The sequence below is a fragment of the Arthrobacter endolithicus genome (assembly GCF_026627425.1).
Lineage (GTDB): Bacteria > Actinomycetota > Actinomycetes > Actinomycetales > Micrococcaceae > Arthrobacter_M.
On the sequence record NZ_JAPNLH010000014.1, the window covers coordinates 39,561 to 57,370 of the forward strand.

The following is a 17,810-nucleotide window of genomic DNA, read 5'->3' on the forward strand; positions in this document are numbered from 1 at the left end:
GCTAAACGACGTCCAGACGGCCTACCTTTAGGGCCTGTGGACGCCTCCAGCAGCCATCTTTCGACGCAACTTCTCTGAATCAGACGCAGGAAAGGCTGGCGAAACTAACAATTACAGCGGTGGCCGGTCCAGCCTGTAGACGACGAAGGTATCTCCCCTGTTCAGGTAGGCCAGCGCCTCACACGTCTGTGGCCGCGCAGCGGTTGCTTACCGCTCGAGGTCAGTGTTCCTTACCCGGTGATGGTCTGCTCCGGGTCTGCCTTGAGTTGTTGGTACAGCGCCTGAAAGATGCGTTAATCCTGGTCCCGCCGGGAAGCTCGCAGCGTGGAGCTTGCGATGCCGGGCCAGCGCTGGATCCTCCCCGTCAACGATCTCCGGGGCTTGTGGTTCAGCCGGTTTGACTGGTTCGATGGAGGCTTTCAGCTTCTCGTCCAGCTCTTTACAGGCTAGTCGTGCGTCCACCAGCTTTTCCTCGTACTTGAACGGGCGGAGAAGTTGAGCGTCGGCTTCAATAACGAGCAGCTGCTTTTCGGCAATGGAGGTTTGTAGCCGGTCGGCTATTTCCGGGATAGCGGCGACCCTGTTTTCCAGCCGGGTGAGAATGCCTGTACCTCCCTCCAGGATTTCCTGTCGGCTAAAGACCGTCCCGGTATCGGGTACTCCCTTCACCTGGAGGAGGAGGTCTTGGTACTGACCCAGACGCGATTGTGGCCCTGCGTTGGACACGACCAGTTCGTGCCCGCCCAGGACGGCCATCGTGCCGTAGTCATGGTGTCGGTGGGAGTAGTTGCCGTAGTCGGGTGTATTGGTCTTGATCCAGTCGCAGATGCCGGCAACAGCATCTACCCGTTTGTCCACGGTCTTCTCCCCGACCTTCATGGTGAACGCATCACCATTCGTGGGAACGATGTTCGGGATCGCGGCGAGCACGGCGGGGAGTTTGTTCTCTGCGGTGTCGATGGTTGATTGCGCCGAGGTCTTGGACCAGGTGAGGGAGCTTTGGTTCTTTTCGAACGCGCGTTTGAGCCGTTCAAGCTTGGTCCGGGCGGCGTCGGCTGCGATCTTTTCCATCACCAGGGGATTGCCGCTGGTGGCTGCCTTAATCTGCGCCGCGTTCATGGCAAGGTCTCCGACATCTTCCAGTTCACGCACATCCAAGCGCCCGCGCAGTACCTGGTTGATCATGGTTGCCTTGCGTTGGATCCCATCCCACGCTGCACTGTCGTAGCTTCCGACGGTCGCGTACTGAAAGTTATGCACCTCTGCGTTGGCATTGCCCTGGCGGATGATGCGTCCATCCCGCTGGGTCAGATCCGCCGGACGCCAGGGGCAGGTCACATGGTGAATGGCCTTGGCGCGCAGCTGAACGTTCGTGCCGGTGCCCATCATGGCCGTGGACCCAAGAAGCACCGCCACGTCACCGGCACGGCATTGCTCAAAGAGGGCCGCTTTTTGCTCGGCTTTGGGGAAGTCATGAATGAACTTCACCTGCTCGGGCTGAATACCGCCGGCTACCAGTTGATCCTTGATCTGTTGGTAGGCCGTCCACACCGGTTGCCCGTCCGGGTCTTTGTCTTTTGAGGGAGTGCTCATGTCGCAAAAAATCAGCTGCAGTGCACCGCACTGCTCAGAGATATCGCCGGAGTTGAACGCAGTCTCATACTGATTGTCCCGGTTCGCTTCCCAGACTTTCAGCGTGTTTGCGACAACGTGGTCGATTTTCGTGGCGGACTGCGGCTCGATGTTCACCATGCGCAAATCCAGGGCTGCCTTGCGGCCGTCGTTGTAGACCGTCAGGGCATTGTCCTGCCCCTTTTGCGCCCATCCTGAAAGGTTGTCCAGGCGGTGAGCCAACTCCTCCATGTACTCCGCCAGCTCCGGTGGCTGCGGGATCAGGACCAGCTCGGGCTGGCGCTCCCCATCACTGGAGCGCCTCACCAAATCAGGGGTTGCCAGGTGCAGGTCTTCGGAGAGCTTCACATCCGCGAAGACGTGGAAGGTGCGCAGCATTTCCGGGACGTTCTTGAACTTAGCGAAGCGTGCCTTGTTCTTCAACCGCCCGCCGGCATCCATCTCGATGGCCGTCACGGTTTCACCGAACGTCGCACCCCAGATGTCGAAGTTCTCCACCCCGGCGTCTTTGAGGAGGTCAGGGCGCAGGTACCGCTGCATCACGTGGGCCTCGGTCAGGCTGTTGGCGATGGGGGTGCCGGTGGCCATGGTCGCCACCCGCTCACCGTGGGTGGCGCGCAGGTATTCCAGTTTCAGGTGCATGTCGGTCGCACGGATCGAGCCGCCGATTTCAGCGCCCCTAATGTTCGTGACCGTGCGCAGGTTCTTAAAATCGTGGGCCTCGTCCACGAACAGATAGTCCACGCCCATGTCCTCAAACGTCAGCCCCGGATCGGGGGCCGTGTCCATGAGCTTCTTCATCCGTTCCTCTTCGGCCTGAAGCTTGGTTTCCAGCTTTTTGACCGTGGTCTTATCTTCGCCGGAGTCCATGGCGTTGGTGATCGTTTCGCGGACGTCACGGATCAGGGAGTGCTGGTATTCCTCGATCGTTTCGGCCTTGACGCCGATGCTCTTGAACGCGGTCTGGGTGATGATGATGCCGTCCCAGTCGTTCGCGGCCGCGCGGGAGACAAAACGCCTGCGGGAGCTGCTGTTGGTCCCGGTCGTCTTGAGGTCATCACTGCCAGCGGAGAGTAACCGTGCCTGCGGGTACAGCTCCAGCCACTCGCGGGTGAACTGCTCCAACATGTGGTTGGGAACCACGATCATCGGTTTGCTGGCCATGCCCAGGCGTTTGAGTTCCATCGCCCCCATAACCATCTCGGCCGTCTTCCCGGCCCCGACCTCATGGAAAAGCCCCACGGCCGGTTCGGAAATAATCCGGGCCACGGCCGTGCGCTGGTGCCCGTGCGGGGTGAATGAGGCGGCGAGCCCGGGCAGGGTGAGGCGCTGGCCTTCCTGGGTGTAATCGCGCAAGGCGATGGAGTTGAACCGTCGGTTGTATTCATCAATCAACCGGGTGGCCCGCTCCGGTTCCTCCCAGACCCATTCCGAGAAGCGTTCCTGCAGCTGGTTGGAAGATTCCTGGGCGGTTTCGGTTTCTTCAAGGTTGGCAACCTGCTTGCCGTCATCGTCCTTATCTTCAACCTGGATGCTCTTTTGTTCCAGGATGCTTTGCAGCAGGTCCGGGGCGGGCCGGCGCTGGGTTCCCCATTCGCTGGTGGCCTTCAACGAGCTGCGGTTGGCCTTCACCCGCCAGATACCACTGCCGACGCTCGTCACCGTCGCTGACCGGTCGCCCAGGGTTTCGCGGACGAATCGCTGATGGTCTTCAACGCTGATCCAAACAGCGCCGAGTCTGGCTTCAACATCTTCCATGCCCACGGGAACCGGTTGTACCTTTTCAAGGGCTGACACGTTGGTGTTCCACCGCGGATCCTCACCCGCAGCCGCCCGGGCCGCGTCGAGCTTAACCCTGACATTCCCGGACAGATACTCCGGTGCCGTCACCAGAGCCTCGGCAGCCGGGTCGTCAAAAACGAGCATGCCCAGCTGCTCCCGGGCTTCCTCCGGTGTGCTGCCCACCAGATCGGCAATCACGTCCAGGTCAGGGGCACCGTAGGTGTCCAGGCAAATAGCCAAAGCCTCATCAATGGTGTCGGCCCCCAAAACGGGCTTACGTACCTGCACCTGGCGGTGCCGCAGCAACCCGCCAGGCGTCGCTATTTGCGTCTCGGTATTGAAGTCTTCCAGTGCGCTAGGCAGGCTGCCGAACGGATCAAGGTTCTGAAGTTTCTTTACAGCCGGGGCAGAGACACGGGTAACGATGGTTTCACCGGTTTCCTTATCGGTGCGTTCCCTGGTCGTGAACCTGTTGATCGGTCCGAACTTCTGCACATAGCCGGTGTAGTCCGCCCGGAGTTCGGCCCGTTTGGAGTCCATTTCGGGGGTGTCGTCCTGGTCCGCTGCCTCCATTTCCATCAGGGCCCGTGCTCCATCGCGCAGCCCCAGCAGCCCACGCATTTCCGATGCGTGGGCTTTGGCAATGTCCAGGGGCACGGGAGCACCTTTTTCAACGACCGTGAACGAACCGTCGATCTCTGCGGTGATTGTCCCGTCCCATGCAGCCTGGCTGGCGCTCAGGAGGGCAGCCGGCTGTTTGCCGGCTTCGGTTTGGCTGGGGCGGTGGCCTCGGTCTTCGGCCAGTACTTGGGTCGTGATTTCCTGCAGCCGCTCCCCCAGCAAGGCCGGGACGGCGGACAGGTTGCCGTCGGCTTTGACGCTGACCGTTTCCGCGCCATACATTCCGCTGCCGACAGTGATCCTGCCAAGAACGTTGTGCGGGTGAGTTGCGAAGTAATTGTTGATCTTGATGTTCGTTCCATCAACGATCAAGGGCCCCACGGTTTCCCAGTCGGTGTTGGCCGGCACCCGTCCTGGCTCACGCTTGCGGAACATCAGGACATCGGTGAGGGCGTCCGTTCCCGCGGCTCGGCGGTGAGCTGCGGTGGGCAGCCTGACGGCACCCACAAGGTCCGCCAGGGCGCTCATGTCCCGTCTCGCTGCGGGGTTGGCAGCATCCAGGGTGAAGCTGGAGGACAGCACCGCGACGTAACCACCGGGTTTGACGGCTTCCAGCGACTTGATGATGAAGTGATTATGGATCGAGTGTTTGTTCGGATTGAACGTCTTGTCATACAACGCGGTCCTGCCGAAGGGAACATTGCCCACGACCAAATCAAACGAATTCTTCTGCAGCGGGGTGTCCGCGAAGGACTCGGCACGGATCACTGCCTGCGGGTAGAGCGCCCGGGAAATGGAGGCGGTGAGCGGGTCCAGCTCTACACCGGTCATCTGCGCCCCGGCCGGTGCCATGCCAATGAACGTCCCCGACCCTGACCCCGGCTCGAGCACCTGCCCGCCGGTGAATCCCAGCTGTTCAACCGCTGACCACATCCGGCGGACAATTCCGGCATCTGTGTAGTGGGCGTTGATCGTTGTCCGCGAGGCCGCGTCATACTCTTTATCGGTCAGTACCTCACGTAGTTTGGCACGTTCCTGGGCCCAATCGTCCTTGTCAAAAAGCTGCGGCACCGCACCCCAACTCGACCATCGGGCAAGACTGCGCTGTTCCTCAATCGTGGCAGCACGCTGCCCGGACTCCAGGACCCGGACAATCCGGATGGCTTCATAGTTGGCCGCAAACCGGGCCTTCTGCCCCGACGGGGCAAAATCATCCTGGGACGCTGGCAGGAATGACTGTCCCTGCGCTGCGGGTTCTACTGTTGGCTGTTCTCCCGATCCAGCTCGCTGTCCGTCCCATCCGTCAGGGGCGTGAAGTCCTCCATCTCCTCCGGCTCCGGAGGCAGGGACGAATAGATCATCTCCTGATACACCATCTCCCGCGCCCTGAGCCTGGCCATGTTCCGCTCCCCCAGAATCTCCAGGGTGGACCGACCCCTGGTGTCCCGCTGGATGAGACTGTCCATCACGTTCCCGATCTGGTCCTCGATCTGGCTTCCCAAAGTCGAAAAGTACTCCTCGGGATTCTGCACCTGACTGAACGTTTCCGGATCGTGGTTCTGCATCGTTTCCATGGCGTGTCGCCCGTGCGTGTTCATTGCGTATCTCCTCCTGCTCCGACCACAGTGCATCCAAACTCATCTGGCCGTCTATGTCGTACTTGGTCCTTCTGCGTGCCACGCCCGGTTCCCCTATTCCACAGATACTCCTACCACGGTAACGGGGCGGACCGGGTTCTGGGAGTTGGCTGTGGTGCGCCGTTGCCCGCCTGGACGGTCCGTGGGGTGTGAGAGTTCGGCTTTGAGGGCCTGGTTTTCGGTTTCCAGGGCCAGAACAAGACGGATGCCGGAGGTATTGAGTCCTTGGGCGAGGAGTTCGGCAATCCGTCGCAGGGTCACCAGATCGTTTTCGCTGTACCGGCGCGTACCGCCTTCGGTGCGCCCGGGCGCCACCAGGCCTTTGCGTTCGTAGAGCCGGAGGTTTTGCTCGCCGGTCCCGACGAGTTCAGCCGCGACGGAGATGGCGTACACCCCACGTGCCCGTTGATCCCTGATTACCATGGGCATCCCCTCACTTGCGCCTGCTCCTGCCAAGTTCCCCGGCCGGCAGAATCTTCGTTCTGAATAAAATCCTCTTGCACCAGTGTGCCAGTCGTGTTATAAAAAATCTATACCCATCAAGACAGAACTTGATGGGGCAGCAAGCAAGTAAAGATGGCATCAAGTGACACTGACAAGGAGTGAATAGCCATGTTGATGCGTACAGACCCGTTCCGCGAACTCGACCGACTGGCCCAGCAGGTACTGGGGACCGCGGCCCGCCCGGCGGCCATGCCGATGGACGCCTGGCGTGAAGGGGACACCTTCGAAGTCGAGTTTGATCTCCCCGGTGTCAGCCCGGACTCGATCAACCTGGACGTGGAACGCAACGTGGTCACCGTCAGGGCCGAACGCCCGGGCCTGGACGGGAACAAGGAGATGCTCGCCACGGAAAGACCGCGGGGTGTTTTCAGCCGCCAATTGGTCCTGGGCGAGAACCTGGACACGGAGAACATCCAGGCCAGTTACGACTCCGGCGTGCTGAGCCTGCGCATCCCGGTGGCGGAGCGGGCCAAACCCCGCAAGATCTCCATCACCACCACCAAAGAAGGGGACCGCCAATCCATCAACTCCTAAAAACACGAGGGAGGAAACCTCACCAACCTCGCCGGAGGCGTAACGAAAAGACGGCTTCTGGCACTGCCTCCCAGGGATGGTTCCCGGCCCCAGCGGCCGGGGACCGTCCCACCCAAAAACACCCCCACCGCTGCAATGCCGGACACCGATGCCGGCGCCAGTGATGTCGGCCGGGCGTACATATCCCTGTTGCGCCGCCGCCACTTGAGAGATTCGACAGACGCGGCGCCCGTGCCCGGGCAGGCGCCCATGGCCGGCCGCTCTGCCAGAGGCCAGGTGTCCATACCCGAGCCTGCGCTTAGGCAGCCGGAGATTATCGTCGGGCCGCTGCGGTGGGACCCACCCGCTAGGAGGTGCATTTAGATGAGTGCATGGCGTCGCTACGACTCACCCTTGTTGCCGGCATTTCATGAACGCTTCGAGAAACGCTGGGGCAAAGGCACCGCCCCGTTCCTGGACCCGGAACTCCACGAACAACCCATGCCCCGGGCACAGTGGATCAACGCCGACACCGGCGCCGCGCTGGCCGTCGTCCCCGTATGGGCCGACGACGACGACACCCACCGCTCCTTCGCCGTGTTCTACCTCCCACCAGCCGGGGACATCTGGCTCCTACGCCCAGGTATTACCGACTACATTGAAACCCGGCAAAGCGACCACATCACATGCGCAACGATGCCTTCAAAAAAGCCGTCGATCACGCCAAAGCCTTCATCTACGGCCCCGACGACCACTAACCCCAAGGCAAGGGCGCCACGGCACCTTTCCTGAACCCGTCAGGACACTTAGACCCGGCGGAACAGGAAACCATGCGGCGCCTCCACCCCATTTTTCGGGATCCCAGTCAAGGCGACGACCACTACCATCTTGTCAAAGGATCCATTGTCGAGATTTTCGGCCCGGCTGGTCGGAGCTTCGGCGATTGGAGCACCCGTGCGATCAGCAGCGCTCCAGTCTGAAGTCTGAACATCGCCACTGAAACCGTGTCGTCCTAGCGTGCTGGAGGTTTGATTCGCATGTTCTCGGCGGGTCAAGGTTATGGAAAATGCCGGGGTGCCGTTCCCGTCTGGTCGTCGAGGTTTGGGCGGTTCATTTCCAATGGACCGGAACGGTGACCGGGTGGTCACAAATTGCCGAAACACGGAAGCTGGCGAAGCAATGCAGACGACTTCGGGTATTTCGTGGAAACGACTTCTGGGGATGACATTTAGGGGATTCAACGGCACGATTAGCGGGCCAGTGTCACCACTTCGAAACCGGTCGCGTGTGCAAGACAGTCAGCGGGTTGACAGTACTGCCCCTCCCTGATCGCCCAATAATTGTTTCCTGACTGATCCTCAGATGCCCTATCTCTTTTCCTACCTCCGGTTACTTGTAACCACTGCGATGTGAGCTGCTGTGGATCCTTGGTCATTGCGATAGACGGCCCTGTGTCCGGCATCAAGCGCATCGTTTCCACAAGTCAGGATTGGTCAAAGTCAACACTCATGCTGGCAACATAGCCCTGGCCGCCGTCCAAGGCCGCACTGCGCGCCAACGATCCTTCGCAATTCTCATGTTCCCCTCCAACCGGTGGGAGCATTCAGGCTCCATGTGCTGGTGGTCACAACCTGGACAGTTCTTGCGCGTCTGAGTCGCTATCCATATCATTAAAAAACTTTCGTTAGACGGAAGATAAAGTTCACCCTATGAAAGAGGAACTAATGCAGCGTCGCATTATCCTGAAAGCCACTTTGGCGATTGCCGGTCTGGGTCTCACGGCCTGCAGCACGGCCCCCACAAATGAACCCTCGAAGGCCAGTCCGTCAGCGGGCCCGGTGAAGGTCGGCCTGCTGCTAGCTGGCAGCTCAACCGACAAGGGTTTCATGCAGTCCGGCTTCGACGGCCTCAAACGGGCTGAAAAAGAACTCGGCATTACATTGACTGTCCTTGAAGGCATCAAACCGGAGCAAACGGACCTCGAGGCGGGCCTTCGCAAACTTGCCGAGACATCACCGGGCCTCATCGTCGCCCACGGCGGCCAAAACGCGAAAGCAGCCACGAAGGTGGCGGGGGAATTCCCCAAGATCATGTTCGTCGTCACACAGTCCGATGTCGTCGGTCCCAACCTCTCCAGCTACGAAGTCCTCCAGGAAGAATCCGCCTGGCTGGCCGGAGCAGCCGCCGGCCTCCTGACGAAAACGAACACTGTGGGCCACATGTCCGGCATCCGAGTAACGCCAGGACTCAAAGGACGGGCCGCATACGTGAACGGCGTGGCCCACACCAATCCGCAGGCCAAAGTCCTGACCAACTTCTCCGGCAACCAAGACGATGTAGAGCTCTCTCGCAAGGTTGCTGCCGCGGAAATCAGCGCGGGAGCCGACTACATCTTCACCATGCTCAACGCAGGCAGACCCGGCGTGGCCCAGGCTATTGAAGCATCAGGTGGCAAGACCCGCGAATTTGGCAACGTCCGGGACTTCACCCAAGACGATCCTAAAATCTTCGTTGGTTCAGCGGTAGCCGATTCGGGTGCGGCAGCCTTCGCCGCGGTTAAGGATTTCGTCGAGGGAGACTTCAAGGCTGGTACTACCCATCTTATTGGGCTGGAGGACCCCGAAGCCGTCCGTCTGACGCTGGCCGACTACGTACCCGAGGATGTACGCGACAAGATCAAGCAGTTCACCAGCGATATCGTGGCAAAGAAAATCACCGTAAGCGTAGAGTATTCAGGCCCGGAATTTCCCACCCCGTGACGTGACCCTCCCAAGCTGAGCTGAGATGCCGCGCGGACTCAGGGGATGATAGAGCGAGGTCCTGTCAAAGGAACCTTTGACAAGACAACTACCAGCCACTCCCCTGCACCGACAGCTCCCAATGTAGATCGCCGAATATTCGCAGTTTGCGTCAACTCCGAAAAGTCTCAGCAATGTGTCTCATTCTGATATTCTCAACATCAGAGGAAATTATCCTTTGATGGGAAACAACAGGAAGAGATCCATGACGCGCCTTGGATACGCCCGAGTGAGCACCGCAGACCAGGACACCGAGATGCAAATCCGGGAATTGGAAGCTGCCGGTTGTGAACGGATCTACCGCGACCACGGAATCAGTGGAACCAAAACAAGCCGCCCCGAACTGGACAAGATGCTGGACCGCCTCAGCCAAGGCGATGAAGTCATTGTCTGGAAGCTGGACCGCCTCGGACGCCACACCCGCCACCTGCTCGAACTCCTCGACGACTTCAAGGCAGACGGCATCAAGTTCCGCTCCCTGCGCGACGGTATCGCTACGGACCCCGCCAGTGAACTGGGCGGGGCCATGGCCCAAGCCATGGTCACCATCATCTCCGCCTTCGCCCAGCTCGAACGCGATCAGCTCTCCGAACGCACCAAAGCCGGCATGGCTGTCGCCGCCTCCCACGGCCGCAAGGCAGGCCGGCGGGAAGTCACCGCCGCCCACGCGAACGTCAAACGAGCCCGGGACTTGAAAACCCAAGGCCTGAAACCAGCCGATATCGGAAAAATCATCGGGGCAAGCCGGGCCACCATCTACCGCTACCTCAGTATGGAATCCGGCTAACGACAGCAAAGCCTGGATTTACCGGACCAGGAACACCTCAAGGTAAATGAAAGTGCCGGGAGATCCCATTTTAAGCTTCCACCCAGCTCGGGTTGTTAGCTGAGTCGTTCGAGCTCTCTGGCGACTGCCAGGACTTCGTGGTCGTGGAAGCGGCGACCGATTACTTGGATGCCGATTGGCATTCCGTTTTCGCCATGGCCTATGGGGATGACGGCGCTGGGCAGGGCGAGGATGCTTATCGCCCGGCAACTGGATCCGAGTTGGGACCACGGCACGACTGCCCCGTCGAACTGCTCGGAGGTTGTACCGATGAGTGGGGCGGTGACGCTGGCGACGGGCAGCAGGAGGATGGGATGGTCGTTGAGGAAGGTACTTACTGCCGTGTAGACCGCGTCCCTGCGGGCGGTAGCGGCGAGTAGATGGGTGAGGGCATCGCTGGCGCTTTGGTTCGTTAGGGTTGCTTCGACCGAGTCGAGGTACGCGAGGATCCCTGGCGTTACCGCGATATCGGCTTGTTCGGCCTGTGCCTGGTGGATGGCTTTCGCTACCTCTGGCAGGCCTTCAGCATCGCGGAGCTCAAGGAAGAGTCCTGCTGCCTCATTGAGTCGGGGAGGGCGTTGCTCACGGACGGATGCGACGCTTGGAGTGAGTTTTCCGGCGGCAGCGGAGAGGGCCGCGACGACGTCGCTGCGGATCGGGACTGTGCCTTCGCCTGCACACCAAGCCACCGACAGCGTTGAGATGTCTATGGTCTTTGAGGACGGGACGGTGACGGGGGCGGTTTGAGCATCAAGGCCGTCGGGGCCGGCCATGATGCGGACGAGCAGTTCGAGGTCATCGACTGACCGGGTGATCGGTCCTGCAGTCATGTAGCGATGAAGGACGGACGACGAATTTGGTGGTGCGATCGGCGCCGTCGTGTCGTAGGGCAGGATGCCCGTGCCGGGGAGCAGTCCGATCGTGGGGCGCATGCTTAGTGTTCCGGTGCAGTGTGCGGGCCAGCGGACAGACCCGCCGAAATCGGTTCCGATGCCAAAGGCGCTGAGCCCGGCGGCGACGGCAACGGCGTCACCGCCGCTGGAACCCCCTGGTGTCCGCGTCGTGTCGAGGGGGTTTCGGGAGTCTCCGAAGAGCAGGTTTCCGGCATGTGTGTCGACGGCGAATTCTGAGCAGTTTGCTTTACCCAGAAAGATGGCCCCTGCGGCCAGGATCCGGGCGATGACGGTCGCTGTTGCCTCTGGAATGTAGTCCTTGAGGACCATTGACCCGGCGGTGGTCGGGTAGCCGACCACCGCGAGGGTGTCTTTGACGGTGAAGGGTACGCCGTGAAGTGGGCCCAGGACCTCTCCGCGGGCTTGGGCCTCGTCGGCGGCAGCAGCCCGGGCGAGGGCTTCACTGCGAAGCCTCGCCGGACCAGGGGAAACTATCGCCCCCAGGAGGTGGTTGTAGCGCTCAATTCTTTCAAGATAAGCCGTGACTGCCTGCACCGCGGTGACTTGTCGGTCGCGGATGGCAGCAGCTAGGGTGCCGGCGTCCATGGTGTGGATCGGCGTTGGCTCTGTAGTGATCTCGGGCATGGTCTTCCTTGTAATACGGGGTTCACAGCGTGGTGGCATTCCGGCGGCTCTGGGCATCCTGGTGGTCCGGACGCCCAGAGCCGCCGACGGGTGGAGCTTTAGGGGGTGGTGGTCGTCGTTGGTGCGACTTCAAGGTTTTCGACCTTGTTGTCGAGTTCGGAGATCTGCTCCAGGGACTTGCCCAGGGTTTCCGGACCGAACCTTACGGCGGCAGCTGCGATGAGGTACATGGCTACGACGAGACCGAAGATGCCGACTGCGCCGAAGGACTCAAGGACTTTTCCGGCGAAGGGAGGGATGATCGAGCCGGCTGCGGAGGCAATGAACACTGATGCGCCGACGCCGAAGGCCCGGACACGGGTGGGGTACATTTCAGGGGCCCACACCCAGACGAGCGTGTTCAACACCATGGACATGAGTTGGAAGAGTGAGCCAAAGAGAAGGACCAGCCCTAGGTTCGGGGACATGACGAACCCGATGGCGGTCACGACGGCCGCGAGGCAGCCGTACGTGAGGACGATCTTGCGCCGCCATTTGTGGGCACCGAAAGCACCAAGGATGGAACCGATCAGCCCGCCGAGGTTAATGATCAGGGTGAAGCTGAGGCTGGTTGCCACCGCGTAGCCCTCGTTGACGAGAATCGAGGGCATGAAGATGGTGATGGTGTCTTGTGCACCGAAGGCCATGAAGGACACGATCCACAGCACCGCGGTCCGACGACGGAGGACTCCACGGAAGATGTCCAGGAGCCGAACCGATTCTTGGGGAGTCTTGAACCCCTCGGGCGTTTTCACGTATTCGTTGACGGGTCCGCCGTCATTGCGTAGCCGGCCACGCGAGAACAGGCTAAGAACGGTGTTCGCTTCCTTCACGCGGCCGCGGGTGAGGAGGTATCGCGGGCTTTCCGGCATGAAACGCCGGTAAACGAAGACCAGGAGTGCGGGTGCGGCCAGGACTCCCAGCAGCCAGCGCCAGCTGAGGTCCTCGCCACCGAACAGGTGTCCTCCGGGAACGAGGATCGCCCAGGAGAGGGCGCTGGAGAGGAAGATCCCGAGACCGCCGCCAGCAACCTGGACGATCGCGGTGCACGCCCCGCGCAGCTTCGTCGGAACCATTTCCGAGACAATAGTGATGCCGGTGTTCAGCTCGCCGCCGAGCCCGACTCCGACGATGATGCGCCCGATGATCAGGACGGTGTAGTCGGGGGCAAAGGCACAGACAAGGGCCCCTAAGGTGTAGAGAGCCAAGTTGTACAGATAGGTGACCTTGCGGCCCAGGACGTCTCCGGCGACGCCGGCCAAAAGGCATCCGACGGCAACCCCGCCGAATGTCGCGGTGCTTAACAGGCCCACCTGGAAGTCCTGCAGGGCCCAGACCCGCTTGATCGCGGGGGCGGCGTAGCCAATGTTGAACTGTTCGATTGCATCAAAGATGGTGCCAATGGCGACGAGCAGGATGATGATCTTCTGGGCCCGACCGAGGCCAATGGTGTCCAGGGCGGAGGCTAATTGAGAATGTTGGCGCTGCGATGTCGCAGCTTCTTGGGGCGTGAGCTGAGGGCTCAAGGGATTCTCCCTTCAGGGGCAGGCACTTCACGTGCCTGCAGGCATGGGGTGACCGGTCGGGGGTACACGATGCGTCTTGGTGCCGTAACGGTCTGGAGATGTTGAGGTTTGCTCTCAGGATAGAGACGGTGGTCCGCACCCTAAAGCTCAATACTGGGATCCCAACTTGGGATCCCAGTGATGAGCCTAAATGTGATAGGCAACACGCGTCAAGGGTTTTGGGGTGGCAAATTCGCCCGACAGTCAACGCACTCCATTTCACCCGTCCCACTTCCCCGGCCGGGCAGCCGGGCCTTCTGGCGATAAAGGACGACAGTTCCAGTTGAAGTCGCCTGACCTCTTGACGGTTGGATGCTGCGGCACCTAACGTGGCCTTGGGATCCCAATTAGTTTCACGTTTAGGCTTTGGACCCACCCCTGTCCGGAGCGTCGTGAAGAGCGTGCAGTTCGTCTTTCAAGGGCGTACTCCAGCCTCACCTGCCGCTGCTTAGTCCTACGGAATCGATAGTTTGGACGTTGAAGTGTCGGTGGATGCTGCGGTTTCACAAGGTGAGGCAGGTCGATTGGCTTGGCCGTTTCTCATGTAGTCCCATAGATGTTCTCGTTGAGCCTTGGTTAGACACCATCAGCTGCGTCCGTGCAGCTTGAGCAAAGGAGCAAGAAGTGGCGCAACCGTTACCAGAACCACAGAGGGGTCGGCCACTGCGTGAGGAGATTCGCGATACCCTGCGAACGCGAGTCTTTGAGGGCCATTACGCCGTCGGGACGAGGTTGGTTGAGCGGGATCTTGCGGCGGAGTTCAATGTTTCCCGACTGCCTATCCGCGAAGCGCTACGCATGCTCCAGCAAGAGGGCGTGCTGGCCGAGCGGGCTACCCGGGGATCCGTCGTCGCCGGGCTGAGCGAGCGGGAGGTCGAGGACCTCTTTGACGTTCGTGCCTCACTTGAGGTTTTGGCCTGCCGGCGTGCGACCGAGAGGGCAACCCCGGAAGACATAGCAACACTTGAGTCGATCTTGGACAGGGCCTCAGACGCCCTCGCCAGGGGAAGCATCAATGAGGCACACCGCGCCAACAGCGAATTTCACGACGAGGTCACACGGATTGCAGACAACGGCTTCCTGAAGGCCGCCTTGGAACCGCTGCAGGGCCGCATGCACTGGCTCTTCCGGCATGTCACCGACCTGTCCGAGCTCATCCAGGAACACCGTGAACTCCTCGCCGCGATTGCAAGCGGGGATCCCGAGCGGGGCGCGGAACAATCAGTCCATCACATTGATAAGTACAAGGACCAATACCCGCACACCATTTAGGTAGGGGCCTCCCAGGACCCATGCCATCACTGCGGTCAAGAGACAGGGAACCATCCATGAAACTTCTAGTGGTCAATCCAAACATTAGCCACGACGTTACGGAACTCATCCGTGACGAGGCAGAGCGCTCGGCAGGCCCAAGCACTGAACTGGTCGTGGGCACTGCCGGATACGGGGTCGAGTACATCGAGACCCGCTTTGAGTCACTCATCGCCGCAGGGGCGGTGGCCGAGCTCATTGCCGAACACCGCGGTACAGTCGACGGTGTCCTCGTCGCGGCGTTCGGGGATCCCGGTTTGCCTGCTCTTAAGGAACTCGTGAACGTCCCTGTCATTGGTATTACCGAGGCGGCCCTGTGTGCTGCGGCCCTGCAAGGCCAGCGGATTTCGATCATCGCGATTTCGGACCGCATCACGGCCTGGTATCGCGATTGCGTAGAACAGTTCGGCTTCGGCCAGCGGCTGGCCTCGATCCGCTCTATCAAACAGGCCCTTGGCAGCATCGGCGCGGTTCAGGACGACTTCCGTTCCACCTTGGTGGATCTTGCCCGTCTCGCTGTCGCTGAGGACGGCGCCGACGTGGTCATCCTTGCCGGCGCTCCCCTGGCGGGACTAGCCCGCAGCGTAGCCTCCGACATCCCGGTCCCCGTCGTTGACGGAATAGGAGCAGGCATCCGCCTGGCAGAGGCCGTCATCGGACTCCGTTCCGGGCCACATCGTGCCGGTTCGTTTGCACCCCCACCACCCAAGCGCAGGGGCGGGCTCTCACCGGCCATGGACGCCGCGCTCGAGGCCGCCCAAAACTCCTCGCCAACCACAACGTCCACCCGCATCGAAGGGGTTGTTCTCTGATGAGCAGTCTCGTAATTGCCAACGGCCTGGTCGTCAACTCCTTCGGTAGCCGCACAGCCCACGTGGTGGTCGACGGCGGTCGTATCTGCGCCGTGCTCGATGCTTCCGAGCCAGTGCCCCCAGCTGACCGCGTCATTGACGCCGCTGGCAGGGTCGTTATTCCCGGCGGCGTGGATGGCCACTGCCACATCGCCCAGGTGACGGGCCGCTTCAGGACCATTGACGACTATGCCTCAACGTCTATCGCCGCCCTATGGGGTGGCACCACCACTGTGATGGACTTTGGCATTCCCCGTGATGCGACAGAGTCCCCCCTCGAGGCGTCCAAAGCCAAGCTGGAGTTGGCCCGCGAATCACGCAGCGATGTCGCCCTCCATGGCGCCGTCATCGACTGGGATGAGACCATCCCGACCCAGCTTGAGGAACTCGCAGCCCTCGGCATCCGCTCCGTGAAGATGTATATGACGAACCGCGGCACCACGATCGCGGAGAACGACACGGTGCTAAAGGTCATGAAGGAGATGGTCCGGCTTGACGGGCTTACCTATATTCACGCCGAGCATGACGCCATCATCGTAGACTGCACCGCCGAGCATGCAGCAGCCGGAAAAATCGGCATTGAATATTTACACGAAACCCGCCCCGAGCTAGCCGAAGAGGCTTCCGTCAGCGAAGTCCTCGCCATGGCAGAGTACACGGGGGCCCCTGTGTACTTCGTGCACCAGTCAACTGCACGTGCCGTGGACCTGGTGACTGAGGCCAGGGCGCGGGGACTGGACATCCACTCCGAGACATGCCCGCACTACCTTGTTCTGGATGACGGCGTCTATGCCTCCCGCTTCCCCGAATGGTACTCCTGCTGCCCGCCCATGCGTTCAGCAGAAACGGTCGCAGCCTTAAAGCAGCGCTTCGCCGACGGATCAATCCACACCGTTTCCAGCGATCACTCTTGCTACGACCTAACCCAGAAACGTGAGAGGACCGACGACATCCGGCAAATGCCGCACGGCCTTCCCACCATCGAAACACGTATGCCGGTCGCCTTCACTGCACTTGCCGAAACACTGGCCACGGGTGAAAAACACACCGACAGCGCCCCAAACCGAGCACACGAAGAATTGCTGGAACGATTCGTGGAGCTTTTTTCCGCAGCTCCGGCCCGCATCAACGCTCTCCCCGGCAAAGGCGTCATCGCGGCCGGATACGACGCCGACCTTGTCGTCTTCAACCCGGACGAAACACGTACCGTCGACGGGAAGGAATTGCACATGGGTACGGACTTCTCACCTTTCCACGGCCGCGAACTGCGAGGCTGGCCGCAGATCGTCGTCGCCGGCGGCCGTCTTGTCCTTGACGAACAAGGCTTCCACGACCCCGGCCCGGTAGGCCGCTACATTGCCCGCCTCGGCTACCGGGAAGCCGCAGCAGCATCAGATCCGCAGTCTCCGGGCGACAACGAGACCGCCGGCAGCATACCTGCCACAACGGGAAGGACCCTGTCATGAACCACACCGCACGCCCCAAGCGCATCGGCATGATCGTCCCCTCATCCAACACGTGCCTCGAGCCGCAAAGCTACCGCATCCTGGGCGGCCGCGAAGACGTGACAATCCACTCAGCACGTATTCCCGTCACCCGAATCGGGGTCGACGCCGGCGCCGACAAGCAGTTCGACATCGCGGGTATGCGCCACGCTGCAGAACTGCTAGCAACCGCCGACGTGGACGTCATCGCCTGGAACGGAACGTCCGGATCCTGGCTCGGCCCCGGACACGACCGCGCGATCGCCACCGAGATTACCGCGGCCACCGGCGTGCCCGCAACAACCTCTACCCTGGCCTACTTCGACGCCTTCACCGATTTCGGCATCCAATCGATTGGTCTCATCACCCCCTATACCCAGGACGTCAACGAAAAAATCATCACTCGATACTCTGAGGAGGGGATCCATGTTGCCGGACACCGCTTCCTAGGACTCAGCGACAATGAATCCTTTGCACGCGTCGCACCCGAAGAACTCATCCCCGGCTCACTCGAGCTCGCCGCCGACCACCCCGACGCGCTCATCTACCTTTGTACAAACCTCTATGGGGCTCCCGTTGTCGAAGACCTCGAAACCCGCACGCAAGTGCCCATCCTCGACTCCGTCGCCGTCACCCTCTGGCGATGCCTTCAGCTCGCCGGAATACCCCTCCTCGACCCCCGCTGGGGCAGGCTCCTGGCCTGAAGCCG

Annotated in this window: 12 protein-coding genes and 1 pseudogene; 8 read left to right on the forward strand and 5 right to left on the reverse strand. The window is 61.0% G+C overall.

The window, feature by feature from the left end; all coding sequences use genetic code 11:
• Positions 1–207: 207 nt before the first annotated feature.
• The 3 genes from OS914_RS12910 to OS914_RS12920 form a co-directional block, all read right to left on the reverse strand.
• Complete coding sequence (locus tag OS914_RS12910; protein WP_267546469.1) at positions 208–5,106, reverse strand: helicase-related protein; 4,899 nt, start codon at positions 5,104–5,106, stop codon at positions 208–210.
• A 185-nt stretch (positions 5,107–5,291) separates the two neighbouring features.
• The gene (locus OS914_RS12915) at positions 5,292–5,633 is read right to left on the reverse strand and encodes a hypothetical protein (RefSeq protein WP_267546470.1); all 342 of its coding nucleotides are present in this window, start codon (positions 5,631–5,633) and stop codon (positions 5,292–5,294) included.
• 93 nt (positions 5,634–5,726) lie between these two features.
• Positions 5,727–6,095, reverse strand: coding sequence for a MerR family transcriptional regulator (locus OS914_RS12920; protein ID WP_267546471.1), 369 nt, complete (start codon positions 6,093–6,095; stop codon positions 5,727–5,729).
• A gap of 189 nt (positions 6,096–6,284) precedes the next feature.
• Here OS914_RS12920 and OS914_RS12925 point away from each other — a divergent pair, with 189 nt between their 5' ends.
• From OS914_RS12925 to OS914_RS12940, 4 genes and pseudogenes are all read left to right on the forward strand, one after another.
• Positions 6,285–6,710: an Hsp20/alpha crystallin family protein gene (locus OS914_RS12925; protein ID WP_267546472.1), complete on the forward strand. Its 426-nt coding sequence runs from the start codon at positions 6,285–6,287 to the stop codon at positions 6,708–6,710.
• A 363-nt stretch (positions 6,711–7,073) separates the two neighbouring features.
• A pseudogene (locus OS914_RS12930) lies at positions 7,074–7,447 on the forward strand (hypothetical protein).
• Positions 7,448–8,398: 951 nt separating this feature from the next.
• Positions 8,399–9,448: a BMP family protein gene (locus OS914_RS12935; protein ID WP_267546473.1), complete on the forward strand. Its 1,050-nt coding sequence runs from the start codon at positions 8,399–8,401 to the stop codon at positions 9,446–9,448.
• A 244-nt stretch (positions 9,449–9,692) separates the two neighbouring features.
• Positions 9,693–10,274 carry a recombinase family protein gene (locus OS914_RS12940; RefSeq protein ID WP_267546474.1) on the forward strand — a complete coding sequence of 194 codons (582 nt, stop codon included), beginning with the start codon at positions 9,693–9,695 and terminating at the stop codon, positions 10,272–10,274.
• A 95-nt stretch (positions 10,275–10,369) separates the two neighbouring features.
• Here the strand turns inward: OS914_RS12940 and OS914_RS12945 are convergent, their stop codons facing one another.
• Both OS914_RS12945 and OS914_RS12950 read right to left on the reverse strand, forming a co-directional pair.
• The gene (locus tag OS914_RS12945; protein ID WP_267546475.1) at positions 10,370–11,851 is read right to left on the reverse strand and encodes an amidase; all 1,482 of its coding nucleotides are present in this window, start codon (positions 11,849–11,851) and stop codon (positions 10,370–10,372) included.
• Positions 11,852–11,949: 98 nt separating this feature from the next.
• Complete coding sequence (locus OS914_RS12950) at positions 11,950–13,416, reverse strand: MFS transporter (protein WP_267546476.1); 1,467 nt, start codon at positions 13,414–13,416, stop codon at positions 11,950–11,952.
• Positions 13,417–14,079: 663 nt separating this feature from the next.
• On the opposite strand from OS914_RS12950, the gene OS914_RS12955 reads away from it, so the two are divergent.
• The 4 genes from OS914_RS12955 to OS914_RS12970 are packed head-to-tail and all read left to right on the forward strand — an operon-like array spanning position 14,080 to position 17,805.
• On the forward strand, positions 14,080–14,727 hold the full coding sequence (locus OS914_RS12955; RefSeq protein WP_267546477.1) for a GntR family transcriptional regulator: 648 nt from the start codon (positions 14,080–14,082) through the stop codon (positions 14,725–14,727).
• Between the two features lie 56 nt (positions 14,728–14,783).
• Complete coding sequence (locus OS914_RS12960) at positions 14,784–15,578, forward strand: aspartate/glutamate racemase family protein (RefSeq protein ID WP_267546478.1); 795 nt, start codon at positions 14,784–14,786, stop codon at positions 15,576–15,578.
• Positions 15,578–17,083 (forward strand): amidohydrolase family protein, encoded by a 1,506-nt coding sequence (locus OS914_RS12965; RefSeq protein WP_267546479.1) that lies wholly within the window; start codon positions 15,578–15,580, stop codon positions 17,081–17,083. The genes OS914_RS12960 and OS914_RS12965 overlap by 1 nt, the downstream gene beginning before the upstream one ends.
• Entirely contained in the window at positions 17,080–17,805 is a 726-nt protein-coding gene (locus OS914_RS12970; RefSeq protein ID WP_267546480.1) for a maleate cis-trans isomerase family protein, read from the forward strand. Before OS914_RS12965 ends, OS914_RS12970 begins: the two co-directional genes overlap by 4 nt.
• Positions 17,806–17,810 lie beyond the last annotated feature (5 nt).